The organism is Mycoplasma hafezii, from assembly GCF_049942695.1.
Taxonomy (GTDB): domain Bacteria; phylum Bacillota_I; class Bacilli_A; order Mycoplasmatales; family Metamycoplasmataceae; genus Mycoplasmopsis; species Mycoplasmopsis hafezii.
The window spans coordinates 298,847-313,339 of record NZ_CP187940.1 but is presented as its reverse complement, the minus strand read 5'-3'; the positions used below and the strand labels follow the sequence as shown (position 1 = coordinate 313,339).

At 28.9% G+C, this 14,493-nt stretch carries 17 protein-coding genes; 6 read left to right on the top strand and 11 right to left on the bottom strand.

The window, feature by feature from the left end; all coding sequences use genetic code 4:
- Positions 1-70 precede the first annotated feature (70 nt).
- Entirely contained in the window at positions 71-1,612 is a 1,542-nt protein-coding gene (locus ACPYPZ_RS01095; protein WP_426461489.1) for a YitT family protein, read from the top strand.
- A gap of 33 nt (positions 1,613-1,645) precedes the next feature.
- Here the strand turns inward: ACPYPZ_RS01095 and ACPYPZ_RS01090 are convergent, their stop codons facing one another.
- The 10 genes from ACPYPZ_RS01090 to secY form a co-directional block, all read right to left on the bottom strand.
- Positions 1,646-2,245 (bottom strand): thermonuclease family protein, encoded by a 600-nt coding sequence (locus ACPYPZ_RS01090; RefSeq protein ID WP_426461488.1) that lies wholly within the window; start codon positions 2,243-2,245, stop codon positions 1,646-1,648.
- 107 nt (positions 2,246-2,352) lie between these two features.
- Positions 2,353-2,715: a 50S ribosomal protein L17 gene (rplQ, locus tag ACPYPZ_RS01085; RefSeq protein WP_426461487.1), complete on the bottom strand. Its 363-nt coding sequence runs from the start codon at positions 2,713-2,715 to the stop codon at positions 2,353-2,355.
- Between the two features lies 1 nt (position 2,716).
- Positions 2,717-3,715, bottom strand: a complete 999-nt coding sequence (locus ACPYPZ_RS01080; RefSeq protein WP_426461486.1) for a DNA-directed RNA polymerase subunit alpha — start codon at positions 3,713-3,715, stop codon at positions 2,717-2,719.
- 40 nt (positions 3,716-3,755) lie between these two features.
- Complete coding sequence (rpsK, locus tag ACPYPZ_RS01075; protein WP_036452879.1) at positions 3,756-4,145, bottom strand: 30S ribosomal protein S11; 390 nt, start codon at positions 4,143-4,145, stop codon at positions 3,756-3,758.
- Between the two features lie 2 nt (positions 4,146-4,147).
- Positions 4,148-4,516 carry a 30S ribosomal protein S13 gene (rpsM, locus tag ACPYPZ_RS01070; RefSeq protein WP_426461485.1) on the bottom strand — a complete coding sequence of 123 codons (369 nt, stop codon included), beginning with the start codon at positions 4,514-4,516 and terminating at the stop codon, positions 4,148-4,150.
- 17 nt (positions 4,517-4,533) lie between these two features.
- Positions 4,534-4,647 carry a 50S ribosomal protein L36 gene (rpmJ, locus tag ACPYPZ_RS01065; RefSeq protein WP_027333497.1) on the bottom strand — a complete coding sequence of 38 codons (114 nt, stop codon included), beginning with the start codon at positions 4,645-4,647 and terminating at the stop codon, positions 4,534-4,536.
- Between the two features lie 12 nt (positions 4,648-4,659).
- The gene (gene infA / locus ACPYPZ_RS01060; protein WP_426461484.1) at positions 4,660-4,875 is read right to left on the bottom strand and encodes a translation initiation factor IF-1; all 216 of its coding nucleotides are present in this window, start codon (positions 4,873-4,875) and stop codon (positions 4,660-4,662) included.
- 1 nt (position 4,876) lies between these two features.
- Positions 4,877-5,623, bottom strand: a complete 747-nt coding sequence (gene map / locus ACPYPZ_RS01055; RefSeq protein WP_426461483.1) for a type I methionyl aminopeptidase — start codon at positions 5,621-5,623, stop codon at positions 4,877-4,879.
- 77 nt (positions 5,624-5,700) lie between these two features.
- Entirely contained in the window at positions 5,701-6,348 is a 648-nt protein-coding gene (locus ACPYPZ_RS01050; protein WP_426461482.1) for an adenylate kinase family protein, read from the bottom strand.
- On the bottom strand, positions 6,342-7,715 hold the full coding sequence (secY, locus tag ACPYPZ_RS01045; RefSeq protein ID WP_426461481.1) for a preprotein translocase subunit SecY: 1,374 nt from the start codon (positions 7,713-7,715) through the stop codon (positions 6,342-6,344). The genes ACPYPZ_RS01050 and secY overlap by 7 nt, the downstream gene beginning before the upstream one ends.
- Positions 7,716-8,082: 367 nt before the next feature.
- Here secY and ACPYPZ_RS01040 point away from each other — a divergent pair, with 367 nt between their 5' ends.
- The 3 genes from ACPYPZ_RS01040 to ACPYPZ_RS01030 all read left to right on the top strand — a co-directional run bounded on the left by ACPYPZ_RS01040 (position 8,083) and on the right by ACPYPZ_RS01030 (position 11,174).
- The gene (locus ACPYPZ_RS01040; protein WP_426461480.1) at positions 8,083-9,036 is read left to right on the top strand and encodes a LacI family DNA-binding transcriptional regulator; all 954 of its coding nucleotides are present in this window, start codon (positions 8,083-8,085) and stop codon (positions 9,034-9,036) included.
- Positions 9,037-9,100: 64 nt separating this feature from the next.
- Complete coding sequence (locus ACPYPZ_RS01035; RefSeq protein WP_426461479.1) at positions 9,101-10,354, top strand: potassium channel family protein; 1,254 nt, start codon at positions 9,101-9,103, stop codon at positions 10,352-10,354.
- On the top strand, positions 10,347-11,174 hold the full coding sequence (locus ACPYPZ_RS01030; RefSeq protein ID WP_426461478.1) for a deoxyribonuclease IV: 828 nt from the start codon (positions 10,347-10,349) through the stop codon (positions 11,172-11,174). Before ACPYPZ_RS01035 ends, ACPYPZ_RS01030 begins: the two co-directional genes overlap by 8 nt.
- 150 nt (positions 11,175-11,324) lie before the next feature.
- Here ACPYPZ_RS01030 and ACPYPZ_RS01025 read toward each other — a convergent pair whose 3' ends face one another.
- Positions 11,325-12,971 (bottom strand): IS1634 family transposase, encoded by a 1,647-nt coding sequence (locus ACPYPZ_RS01025; protein ID WP_426461477.1) that lies wholly within the window; start codon positions 12,969-12,971, stop codon positions 11,325-11,327.
- Between the two features lie 105 nt (positions 12,972-13,076).
- Between ACPYPZ_RS01025 and ACPYPZ_RS01020 the strand changes: the two genes are divergently transcribed.
- On the top strand, positions 13,077-13,346 hold the full coding sequence (locus ACPYPZ_RS01020) for a TIM barrel protein (protein WP_426461476.1): 270 nt from the start codon (positions 13,077-13,079) through the stop codon (positions 13,344-13,346).
- Positions 13,347-13,420: 74 nt separating this feature from the next.
- Positions 13,421-14,449 carry a hypothetical protein gene (locus ACPYPZ_RS01015; protein ID WP_426461475.1) on the top strand — a complete coding sequence of 343 codons (1,029 nt, stop codon included), beginning with the start codon at positions 13,421-13,423 and terminating at the stop codon, positions 14,447-14,449.
- Positions 14,450-14,493: the final 44 nt, after the last annotated feature.

Sequence of the window (14,493 nt, the reverse complement as noted above, 5' to 3'; positions counted from 1 at the left end):
GCACTTGCTAATTTGTTATTTTTTTAATGCTAAACTTTATTATTTTTTAATAATCAACACGAAAGGTTATATGTTTAATTTATTTAATCGAAAAAGAGTTAAAGAAGACATTCAAAACTCTCTTAGCGGTTATGATATCCACGAGAAAATCGAGAAAAAAAACACAGTTTATAAACGTACCAGAATGTCAAATTTTGGTCTTAAACTTAGTTCACTTTATACCAAAATGTCTACACAAAAAATCGTGTGAATTACAATTGTCACAGCAATTGTGTTTGGTGTAATTAGTGTATTTTTCGTTAAAAACGTTGGTATCTATAACTTCGGGCTTGCCGCTTTTGGTCAAGCTGCAGCCAGAATTTTAGTTACAATGCTTAAACCAGATCAAATTACCGAAGCAATGAGAAACCTTGTTGACCAATTTGTGTTCTGAGTTCTTTATATTATTTTAAGTATTCCAATCTTTATTTTTGGATATAAAAAGATTGGAACAATGTTTACTAACTTAACAGTATTATTCCTTGTTGTTTCATCACTTGTATCATTCTCTATTGGACTTATTCCTGGAGCGAACCAAGTATACTTAATTGGTAATTTTGATAACAATGAAATAAAAAATGTCTTACCAGAATTTAAACGAGCATTAAGTGGAATTATTCCGTTGCTTTGAAGCGATGGTGGTAATATTATTGCTTTAATGATTTACGCTATTGTTTATGGATATTTATTAGCTTGAATCTTTGCTATTATTCAAATCATCGGTGGAACAGCTGGTGTTACTGGAGTTATTGGTGAATGATATGCTAACGAAAAGCAAAAATCATTCGGTTCAATTTCAGGATATATGAATATTATCATTGTCTTTATTTCTGTTGCTGTCGGATCATGAATCCCAGGTTCATTACTTTTACAAGATGCTAAAACATACCAAATCGAAGATGTTTTACGTGTTAAAGCACACGGACAAGAAATACAAGCAGGACAAATTATTAATGACTTTTTAAGTAATAAAGAATCATTTGATTTATCTACTGAAATTCAAAACTTATACAATGCAAACAGATCTGATGCCTCATATGCATTAGCATATCAACTTGCCAAACATCAATCAGAAATGCATTATTCAAAATTCTTAGCAATGACTACTGAAATTCAAGATATTGTCTTCGAAAAGGGATATGGAGCCTCATTTAACGCTGTTTGAACACCATATACACAAGCAGTTGAAATAATTAGAAAAGCTTGAACATTTGAATTATATCTTTCACCTAACTTTGTTGCAACCGTACTTACAAATATTATTTACATAATCGTATTAAACAAACTTTATCCTAAATTCAAACTTGTAAGAGTTGAAATTTACTCACAACAATGAGAAAAAATTAAATCATTAATTAATGAAGATAACAGAATTGTTACTGGAATGACAATCTTTAAAGCAAAAGGTGGATACAAAGACTCAGATGTTAACGTAATTACCTCAATTACATTATTTAGACAAGTTATCCGTATTATTAAGAAAGTACATAGTGTCGATCCTGATGCCTTTATTGATATTTCAGAAATTTCAAGTATAGATGGTTATGTATACCTACCAGAAAATAAATTCTAATTAAATTAAAAAATAGACAGCAATGTCTATTTTTTAATACCCTTTGTAAAATACTTCATTTAGTGGATGCGAAAAAATTTCAAGTTTTTTTGCTTGTGCTTCTTGTTGTGATTTCATTAGTATGTTATATAAATTTATTTCTAATTCTGTTTCAGCATTATATATGCTATGTTTGTTATTTACAGTAATGTATGCAACACGAGCAAATCCATGTTCAACAAGTAAATTATTAATGCTATCTTTTAAGTTTTTTGCTTTATCTAAGTAAACAATCGCTACTAGTCTTCCGTATTTATCTTCACCTGTAATATCTAAATATACACGATTTTTATTCTTTTTAATTACATCATAAACATACTCTGTTGCTTTTTCAGCGTAGTAGTTCTCATATTTAGCAAGTTTACCGACTGTTGACGGTTTTAACGTTTCTGGCGTATCAACACCTCTAAAACGGACTTTCTTACCATCGGTTAATTTTATCGTATCTCCGTCATAAACTCATTCTACTTCATAACTAGTGACGTCTTGTTTGGTTTCACTATGTTTTATTTGAGTTACAACAATCGCACCTGTAGCTGCACCAATAATTGGTACAGCAATCACAAGTGATCAAATTCATCTTTTAAGTTTCATATTTTATAAATATCCTTTTAATAATATTTTACTAAAAATGAACAATAAAAAATATCAGCATTAAACTGATATTTTTGAATTTAATTATTAAAGCGAAAATTATGTGATTAAACTAATTCAATAATTGCCATACGTGTGCTATCACCTAAACGTTTAGGTAATTTAATGATTCTTGTGTATCCACCGTTTCTGTCTTGATATTTAGGTGCGATTTCTGCAAATAAATATTTTAAAACATCATCACCGTTTTTAGCGTTGATTGGACGTAAGTATCCAGCAACAATTCTTCTGTTTGCTAAAGTTGGGTTTTTAGCTTTTGTAATCATTTTTTCTGCGTGTCTTCTAACTTCTTTTGCTCTTGTTACAGTTGTTACAATTCTTCCATTAGCAAATAATTCACTTACTAATGAACGCATTACACCATTTCTTCATTTTGTATCACGTGAGTAAATTTGAGTTGGGTTTGCCATACTATTCATCTCCTTCTTTTAATTCGTAACCGTGTTCTTTAAGTTTGTCAACAATTTCTTGAATTGATTTTTTACCTAGATTCTTAGTTTGTTCAAGTTCTTCGTATTTCATAGAAGCAATTTGACTAAGTTTTGTTTTCTTAATTCTCTTAAGAGCGTTAAGTGAACGAACTGATAAGTTAAGTTGTGTAATATCAATATCGTCTTCGTCTTTGTTTTCTGCTTCCGAAACTTCTTCTTCGAATAAGTCGATTTTAGTCATTTGATCTACATCACCAATTACTTGTAAGTGAGCAATTAAGATTTCGCTAGCTGTTTTAATTGCATCTTTAGCTTTAACTGTACCATCTGTTTTAATTGTGAATTCTAAAGCTTCTTCAATTTTTGTTGATGATGAGTTAAGTTCTGTTACATTGTAAAATACTTTATCAATTGGTGAGAAGTTTGAATCAACAGCGATAAATTTACCTCTTTTAATGTCTGATTCAAGTTCTGCTTCTTTTTTGTTTAAGAAAGCTTTGTTTTCTTCAAATGACATAAATCCACGACCTGGACGTAAGAATAATTCTAATTTTAAAGCGCCTTCTGTCATAACTTCAGCAATGTGTAAGTTGTGATCGATAACTTCAATACCAGCGTGATTTTTAACTTCTAAATCTCTAGAAATAATTTTTCCTTTTTCATCAGAAGTTAAAGTAACTTTAATAATATCTGAATCAGAAATTGTTTCTGGATTGTATAAGAAACGAACTTTTCTAAGATTCATAATTAAACTTGGAACATCTTCTACTACATCTTTAATTGTTTGGAATTCGTGTTCAACACCTTCAATTCTAACAGCAAATGGAGCAAGAGATGTAATACTTGAAAGTAAAACTCTTCTAAGAGCAACACCTAATGTGTTACCAAATCCTCTTTCAAGTCCTTGAAGAACGAAAGTTGTTTCATATTCTCCAACTTGTTTAATCTCAGGTTTTTCTAAGTAAACTAATTGTTTCATTTTTTCCATTTTGATACCTTCTTTCAATTACGAACTAAAATTATTTTTTCATACGTTCACGTTTTAAGATACGTTTTGGAGGTCTTGTTCCGTTGTGTGGAACTGGTGTAACATCTTTAATTTCTGTAACTGTGATTCCTGAAACTTCGATTTGTTTTCTTGCAGCATCTTTACCTGCTCCAAGACCTTTTAATTCAACCTTAACTGTTTTAATTCCTTGTTCTTTAGCAGCTTCAGCAGCAGCTTGAGCAGCAAGTCCAGCAGCGTAAGGAGTTTTTTTCTTAGTTCCTTTGTATCCGATAGCTCCAGCAGAACTTCAAGCGATTACATTTCCGTTTTCATCAGCAAAGGTAACAATTGTGTTTTGGTTAGTTGAGTGGATGTGTGCAACACCACTTGTAATGTTCTTTTTCTTTGATTTACGTGCCATTATTATTTACCTTTCTTTCCTGCTACAGTTTTTCTTGGACCTTTACGTGTACGAGCATTCTTTTGAGTTGATTGACCACGTACAGGTAATCCTTTACGGTGTCTAATTCCACGGTAACATTTAATTTCCATTAAACGTTTGATGTTTAATGTAACTTCTCTACGTAAGTCACCTTCTGTCATGTAATCTTTAGCAACTTCACGAATTCTTGATAATTCGTCTTCTGAAAGATTTTTAACACGAGCATTTTCATCTACGTTTGCTTTTTTAAGAATTTCTTGTGCTGTTGATTTCCCAATACCGTAAATGTATGTAAGAGAAATAACTACACGTTTATCATTTGGGATTTCTACGTTTAAAATACGTGCCATATAATTTCCTTTCTAAATTATCCTTGTCTTTGTTTGTGTTTTGGTAAAGCACAAATTACACGGATAACTCCTTTTCTTTTAATAATTTTGCAGTCTTTACACATTTTTTTAACACTAGCTCTAACTTTCATAGTTTCTCCTTTTTATTTATGTCTGTAGACAATACGTCCTTGGTTTAAATCGTAAGGACTCATTTCCACATCCACAACATCACCAGGAAGAATACGAATGTGGTTCACTCTCATCTTACCTGAAATGTGAGCTTTAATAATCATTCCGTTTTCAAGTTCTACAGAATATAAATCTGTTGAATGAATCTCTTTAACGGTTGCTTTTAATTTAATAGCATCTTTTGCCAAATTAAATTCCTTTCGTTAAAACAACACCTCTACCATTTTTGATTAACACAGTATGTTCATAATGTGCGGTATTCTTACCATCACGAGAAACTACTGTTCAACCATCTTTTAAAATTTTAATACCTGGAGATTGAGTAATCATAGGTTCAATACAAATCACCATACCGTCTTTGAGTAATGGGCCGGTTCCTTTTTTACCATCATTCATTACGTTTGGATCTTCGTGTAATTGAAGCCCTATCCCATGACCACAGAATTCATCAGGTGTGTATAGGTTATGTTTCTTGATATATTGACCAATTGCATAAGATACATCACCAACTCTAGCACCTTTTTTAATTGCTGCTAAACCTGCTTCAAATGAACCTTTTGCAACATCAATGATTTTTTGGTCGGTTGCACTGATTTTACCAACTCCTTTTGTGAAAGCACTATCAGAGTTGTATCCTTGATATTTACATCCTAAATCAATGCTGACTAAATCGCCTTCTTGAATTACATAATCAGAAGGGATTCCGTGGATCAATTGTTCATTAACAGAGATACAAGCTGTTGCTGGAAAACCGTATAAACCTAAAAAGGCTGGTTCTGCACCTCTTTTTGTTATTTCTTTAAAAGCTAATTGATCAAGTTCTTTTAAAGAAACCCCTGGTCTTACAAAGTCTCAAAGCACTGCCTTGACTTCTGCCAAGATTTGACAACTTCTAGTAATTTTTTCAATTGCTGATTTGTCTTTAATCTTAATCATAAAATACCTCGAATAAACAAATTAAGAAAATAAAAAATGCAAGCATTCTTAAAGTACTTACATTTTAACACTTTTTATTAATTATTATTAATAATTTCTAAAACTTTTTTAGCAACGTTTTCAGGTGTATCTGTAGCATCTACAATAAATAAATTTCCTGCTTTTTGGTAGAAGTTTAAAAGTGGTTCAGTTTCTTTTTTGTAAATTTCTAAACGTTTCACAATTTTAGCAGCTTCATCATCTGCTCTGACTAAAAGTTGTGTACCATCGTTATCACAAACACCTTCTTGTTTAGGTTGTTTAAATTTAACGTGGTAACCAGCTTGACAAGTTGGACACATTCTACGTCCACCAAGACGTTCTAAAACTTCTTTTTCAGATACTTTTAATTCAATAGCGATAAATTTATCTCCATATTTATCTGCTAAAAATTCTACTTGTGCTAAAGTTCTAGGATAACCATCTAAAATAAATCTTTGTTTTTCTGCAACCATTTTATCAATTGCGTTTGCAACGATTTGGTTAGTAATTTCATCAGGAACATATCCACCTGTTGTAACGAATTCTTGAACTTTTTTACCTAATTCTGTTTGATTTTTAATTTCGTTTCTAAATACTTCACCAGTTGAAAGGTGTTTTAAATTACCTTGTTCTTTGATGATGCTTGCAACTGTTCCCTTACCAGCTCCAGGCATTCCCATGAAAATAATATTTTTGTTTATCATAATAACCCTTCGTTTTCTTCTAGATTACCAGCTTCGAGGTTTTGAGTTGTTAGCCGTTTAGCTTTTGCTAATTTATTAGATTTTCTACGTGCTTGAATTTGGCTAATTGTTTCGATTGATGTAGAAACTAAAATCATTATTGATGTTCCACCAAACGCAATAGCCGGGTTTAAAATTCCAGTCATAATTTCAACAAATTGCATACTTCCTAAAATTAATAAATAAATTGATGAAAACACACTTAAACGGAATACTACAGCAATTAAGTAGTCTTGAGTTTCTTCACCAGGACGAACTCCTGGAATGAATGTTGAGTTTTTCGCAAAGTCTTCAGCAATTTTATCAACCTTAGATTGTTGAATACCCATAATTAATGAGAAAAAGAAAATGATAATAATTAAAAGAGCAAAACCTAATGGTTGAGTAAATTGTAAATTATGATTAATTCATTGTTTTGCACCTGATGTATTAGGCAAAATGTTTGCAATCATTCCTGGGAATGAAAGTACCATCATTGCAAAAATAATCGGCATAATTCCAGCTGGATTCAGTTTAATTGGTAATTTTCCAATTTCTTTAACTGATTTAGAACGTCCAGCCCCAACTTGTTGAATTGGTATATGTCTTTCAGCGACATAAACAATCGCAACAACCATTAAAACAATTAGATAAACTAAAAGATAAGTAACGAAATTAATAATCCCAACAGCTGTTCCGTTTGTATTAGCTCCTGCAACATAAGTTGTATATGCTGTTTGGAATTGGAATGGAATACGTGCAGCAATTCCGACAAAAATAATTAAACTGGTTCCGTTTCCCACACCTTTTGATGTAATTTCTTCTGAAATGAAAAGTGCAAATAATGAAGCACTAATCAACATTAATGGAAGTAAAAAGTAAGCTAAAAAGTTAGCTGAAAGATATTCATTTCCAATAATTCTAATGAATGGATTATCTCCAGCAGCTAAACCTTTTGTTAAAAAGATTGCTTGCGGAAACGCAATTACTAATGTTAAACATCTAGTTATAACATTAATCTTTTTTCTTCCTTGTGGCCCTGCTTGACTTAATTTATAAACTGGTGGAAAAATCTTAGTTTGTAAGATCATCATAATAAGTGAAGCGTTAATAAATGGACTAATTCCTAATGCAAAAATAGAGAATTGTCTTAAACCTCCACCACCAATTAAGTTAAGTGTACTTACAAAAGAGTTATTATCAATTGAATTGGTATAAACTTTAACAAAAGGTAAAGTTATTGTAGTACCAATAACAAACAATGTTAATAAAACTGTTGTGTAAATAAACTTCCTAAATAAGTCTTTGTGAGCTCAAAAATCAGTTCATCAATTTTTAAATTTAAGCAAACTATTATTTCACAAAATAACCTCAATTCTGCTAATGCTAAAAAATTATAACTTATTAAAAGTATATTTTAACACTTATATGCGTTTTTTATAATATATTATAAAAGGATTGTAAAACATAATTGAATAATTAAATTAGGAGTTATATGTACGTCGCAATATTTAAATAAAAAAATATTTTTTTACTATTTTTTTAAAACACTGTTATAATATTAACGATGCTTGTTGAAAAACAAGGTTGAGATAACTATAAGTTATCACTGCTTGCGATATATCCCGCCATTCACAGAATGATTAGAGACTACGTTATGTAGTCTTTTTTATTGAAAAAATGTGGAAAATTTTTCACATTTGCTATAATTTTGCTATGAAAAAACAAATATCATATAAGGATATTTCAGATATTGCTGGAGTATCAATATCTACAATTAGTCGTTATTATAATAAAGGTTACGTTTCAAAAGCTACTAGAGCAAAAATTGAAGCTGTGGTAAAAAAACATCAATATTTCCCTAACCATGGTGCTAGATTAATCCGTGGAAAAGACAGATCTATTTTTGTGATTATGCCTATCTGAGGTGATGTAGCCTACTCACAAATTGTTAATGGTATTATTATTTCTGCCAAGAAAAATGGTAAAAGAGTTAATACATCATACACTGGTACTACCACAGAAGATTACATCGCAACAATTAGATACATTCTTTCTTGACGTCCTACTTCAGTGGTTTTATTTATTCCACACAATGATCCTGAAGTTTTTAATTACATTAAAGAAATCGATGATGTTAACTTCGTAGTTTATGGACATCAAGTAGATGGTGTATCTTGAATTAAACCAGATGAAACTAGTTCTTTTGAACAGCTAACACGTAACTTTTTTGAAAAACTTGGTAAAGATAACCAAAAAATGTTATTTTTAGCCGATGAAAAACTTGCTCCACAACAACGAGCAGATCGTTTTAGAGGATTTGAAAAAGCATGTAAAGATTTAGCGATTGAATACGAATACTACGCAATTGGAAACCGTAAACAACAAAAAGATATTGTTGAATTTGATAAATTTACTAAAAAACACGGATATTCAAACATTGTTTGTTCTACCCACGAATCTTTCATCTCTCTTGCCGTTATTGGTACAAGAAGTTTAAGACTTACAGATATAGGTTATACTTCAATTTACGATAACATTAATAACTATAAATCTAAAATTTTCATTGATTACGCTAAAATTGGGTACGAAATTGAAAGAATGTTATTTATCAGCGAATCAAATGATAATCAAATACAAACTAAATTTATTAGATTACAAGTTATTTAAATTGATGCAATAGCATCAATTTTTTGTTTTATTATTTAATATAATTTTAGAAAAGGAGAAATTTATGATCAAAAAACTTAAAGAACAACTGAAAAACGTCAGCAAGAGTACTTTATGATTTGGTTTAACAGATATTGTTTGAAATCGTAAAAGTACACATCCTGACTTAAAAAAATACGATAAACTAATTACCACACTGCGTTGAATTTATGCAATTACAATTTCAATATCTTGTTTAATATCATTTTCATCATTATTTGATATTACTGCAACATGATTAAAAGTTATTATTAGTTTAATTTCTGTGTTAACATTCTTTATCTTTATTATTGACTATGTTGCACATATGCTAACTTATAGTTATGCATCTAATTATAAAGGACAATTTTGAAAAAGTTATCTTAGATATTTAATCAGCTGAAATGCTATCATTATTTTTTGCTGTATTTTAGCATCAATGCACATTATTCAACACTTTGGAAACGTATCTCTTGAAACTAAAAAATCATTTGATGCATTTAAAACTTTAAACATCGCACGTATTATTAGATTATTTATGGTATTAACTATTTTTGCACCATTTATGTCTGTTGCAAAAGTATTTGAAAGTCAAAAAAGAATTTTAATTTCTGTGTTTGGATTAATTGTAATTTTAATTATTTTATTCTCACTTGTTATTTGAAACAATGAAACAGCTTACTTAAAAGATGTAACTCAAAGAGAATTCGCAATTAACTGAATTTTAAGTCTACAAAATAACAAAGAATTTCCAATGGCTGCTAAAACTCTTGAAAACAAAGAATGAATTCATTTCTTAGAAACTCAAGGATTTGATTTAAGTAAAGCTACCGATCAAGTTATTGTACATAACTTATTAGTTACACCATTTGATAAATTACAAGACCGTAACGCTATCGATCAAGAAACAAACGGTTTAATTACTCTTACAATGGAATTTTTAAACAGAATTCAAAACTCTGATTACTTAGCTTTAAGTAATGGTTATGTAACTGATTTTTGAACTGCTATTTACTTTACAACTATCACATTAACAACAATCGGATATGGTGACTATGTACCACATGCACCTGTTACAAGAATTATCGTAATGTTTATTTCACTTCTTGCTATTGCTATTATCGCTATTCCTTCTGGGGTTATTGCAAGTTCATTCCTTTCAGAAATGCAAGAACGCAGCAAACAAAAACGTCAAAAGAAAACTGTAATTGAAAAAGTTGAAGATGATGTTAATCAAATCGAAAATAAATTAGATGATAATTCAAACTCTCAAACTAATACAGAGGTATCTAATGATTAAATTAGGAAGCTTTGTTTCTTTTAAAAAACCAGATTATTTAGTAGGTGCAGTTGAAGAAGCTCTCTCATACAACGCAAATACTATGATGATTTATTTAGGAGCTCCTCAAACTACTAAACGTGTACCAGTTAGTGAATATAAATTAGCTGAATACGAAGCAAAATATGAAAAATTAATTCCAAAAGAAAACATTATCGTGCATGCTCCGTATATTATTAATCCAGCTAACCCAGAAAAAAGTAAATACTCATGCGATTTTCTAATTTCTGAAATTGAACGAATGAATTATATCGGTTGCAAATATATGGTATTGCATCCTGGGGCATACACTAAATATAGCAGCGAAACAGCACTAGATACTTTAGTAGATAGTCTAAAATATATTTTAAAAAACACCAAAGATGTTGTAATTTGTTTGGAAACTATGGCTGGTAAAGGAACTGAAATTGGTATTAATTTCGAGCAAATGAGATACATTCTTGATAAAGTTAATGACGAGAGAATTCAAATTTGTTTAGATACTTGTCATATTTATGATGCAGGTTATGATTTACATCAATACGGTGCATTTAAACAAGAATTAAAAAAATGAGACCTAACAAAACATATTAAAGTCATTCACCTAAACGACTCTAAAAATATTTTAGGTTCTCATAAAGATTGTCACGCCAATATTAATGTTGGAACTATCGGATTAGCAACTCTGCAAAAAATAGTCTTTGACCCAGATTTTGAAACTGTTTCAAAAATTTTAGAAACGCCTTGAGAAGATGGTATTTCTCCTTATAAAGCAGAAATTGCTATGTTATTAAATAAATAATTAACTAATGTAATTTAGATACAAAAATTAGTATTCTAAATTACATTTTTTATTGTTTATTCTATAATAATTTTCCTGGGTTTCCGAGTTGTAACTAGGTAAAAATAAATACACCTAAAAAATAGGTGTATTCGTAAACCTAAAATAAAATTACTTGTACAAAATTGCATTTACAATATTTGATATTGTTTTGTAATCTTGTACTTGTTTTTTATTATCTTCATTTTCAATGAAAGTTTTTTCTACTTCTTTTGAGTTTATATACTTAACAAAATATTCAGCTGAAACAATAGCTTCAATAAATCTTTTGTTTGTGTAATGTTCATATAAAACTCCACTATTTTCCAAAGTTGAATTTACTAAATAAAGTGAGTATTTTAAAATAACTAACGACATAAAGCATAATGTAAAATGTGCGATGATGTGTTCATCTTTTCACACATACATTGGTCTAACTTCTAAAGCTGTTTTCAATGTTCTAAAGTTTTCTTCTATTTGTCATTGTTGACTGTAAATATCAATTATTTCAAACGGAGATAAATCAAATCTATTTGTCTCGTAAATGTAATAACCGTCATATTTTTCATCTTGTTGAATTTTTTCTACATCTAACTCATAGTAAGATTTACCAATTTGTTTGAAAAAACGACACTTTTTAGAACCGGTTAAGTCATTTGCATTAACATAACCATCTTTATTTTTTCTTTTGTTAAAATTGTTTATTAAAGTTTTTCTATCTTCTCTATCTTTTGCTGCACGACTTTCGCTGAAAGTAATAATTCTTTTTCTAACTTCACCGTTAGGTCTTTTACTTTTAAAAAGCGAAGCATATGTCATTTCTTTAAATTTAATATTATTTTTTTCGATGTAATCACTTTCATCCAAAACATATTCCTTAAACTTTTTACTACTTGTTTTTAGTCTATAAGAAATAATATAGTTAATTTTATGTTGCTCTAAAAAACGAATATTAGAGTTGATACTCATACCTTTATCAGCAATAATTGTGACATTTTGAATTTTGTAAATTGACATTATTTCCAACATAAAAGGTATCATTGTTTTGCAATCTGCAGTAGAACCCTTGAATACTTTAAAATGTATTGGTATTCCATTAATATCAGTCGCCATTCCAATCACAACTTGATCTTCTTTAAATTTTCCATCTTTTGAATAACCAGGATATCTTAAACCATCTCTTACAAAACTTTCAAAGTAAGTTGTGGTTGAATCAAAGAAAAATAAATTCACATTTCTATTTGTTAATTCACCTATTCTTTGGTTTAAATTAATTAATAATTGATTCTTTTTGTCGAAAATATAATCTAATAAACCGTAAAATGACGTTTTCTTAACATCTGGAGTTTCTACAAATTTATGTTTATTTTGAAAAATTCCGATCATACTTGTAGGGTCTAAAATACGTGAAGTAATTGTGTATTTCAACAATTTATCTAAATCTTTATGTTTAGATTTTTGAATGTTTGAAAATAAATTCATACTATCAATTACTTTATAAATAGTTTCAACACCATATTTAACTGTTTTTGTTTCTACGGTTTGACTATTTAATGATTTCAGTAAAATTTCTTTAACTTTTTCCTTGCTTTCAGTAGTAGGGATTTTTTCTGCTTCTTTTTTGAGAACACTAATTGGGTCAGAAACAATTTCCATTAACTTTTCCAACCTACCAATTCCTACTTGATTACTATAACCTTTTCCGTAACCGTTTGAAACTGCTACCGAAACATATGTATGATTTTTTCTTTTATGTTTGATGACAATGAATTTTTCCATATTTTCATTATATCATTTTATACAAGTAATACAAGTAAAAAAATAAGAAAATTAGTGTTACCTATTATTTACATAGTAAATAATAGAAAAAATTAGAATAAAAAATTGAGCTTCCAACTCGGAAACTCAGGAGAATTAAAAAAATGAGACCTAACAAAACATATTAAAGTCATTCACCTAAACGACTCTAAAAATATTTTAGGTTCTCATAAAGATTGTCACGCCAATATTAATGTTGGAACTATCGGATTAGCAACTCTGCAAAAAATAGTCTTTGACCCAGATTTTGAAACTGTTTCAAAAATTTTAGAAACGCCTTGAGAAGATGGTATTTCTCCTTATAAAGCAGAAATTGCTATGTTATTAAATAAATAATTAACTAATGTAATTTAGATACAAAAATTAGTATTCTAAATTACATTTTTTATTGTTTATTCTATAATAATTTTATGCATTTATTTAATTTAATTAAACTAAAGAAAAGTGAGCTTAATAATTTAATTATTAAGCAAAACTTAGAAACAATATCATTTGCTAAAAAAGCAGACGATACTAAAGAATGGAATTATAAGATTTTGTTAACCTTAACGTTGCAATTCCTATTTTTTGGATTATTGTTTTATTTAATTTTCTTGCCGATTGTACCACTAGTTAAAATTGCTACCGATTTTAAAATAACATTTAATTTATACGTAGCAATCTTAATTTTAGCTGCAATTTGTTCATTTATTTGAATGATTGTCAAATCTGCTTTTTCATTCGCAATCGTTTTACTTTCCAAACAAGTATTAAAAAAGGTTGATGCTTATATGGAACAAACAACTGATATTAAACTAAAAGAATACCTAGAAGACTTATTAAACCAAACTGAGCGTTCAGTTCGTACAATTGATTTATTAGAATACACTGATAAATTTAACTTTAATAAAGTTAGCCAATTATTAACTGAACTAGATAACTTTTGTAATTTAGGAATACAATCAATTTATGAAAATATTCGCTTTAAATATATTAATGTTTGAATTAGAATCTCATTATTCTTTTTAATTCTATTTTTCTTTTTAGATATTTTAGCAACACTAGATTTTAAGTTTGACTTCTTAAAATTAGGCCTTAAAGCTTCACTGCACGTTGGTTTAATCATTGTAGTTCTATTTATCCTCTTTGCAAATTCAAAGAAAAACAAAGCGATTAAAAAAGCAATTGATATCTTAATTTCTATTTTCATTGAAAAACGTACTGACCAATTTTTATTCTACAAAATAAACCATTATCAAAAATATATTAATTATTATCAAAAACTAAATGATAAAAAACTTATCGATCAAAAATATTTAATTCTTATTTTTTCCGAAGTAAATTTACTGCAAGATGCTAGATTTGTTAAATCTCTTAATAAATACTCAACTAATATTAAAATAGACATTTTAAATAAACAAGTTCAAATCATTGAAAATATCTTAATGAATAAACAATAAGTAGCAAGTCTGCTTATTTTTTAACCTAAAATGTATAAAAAAAG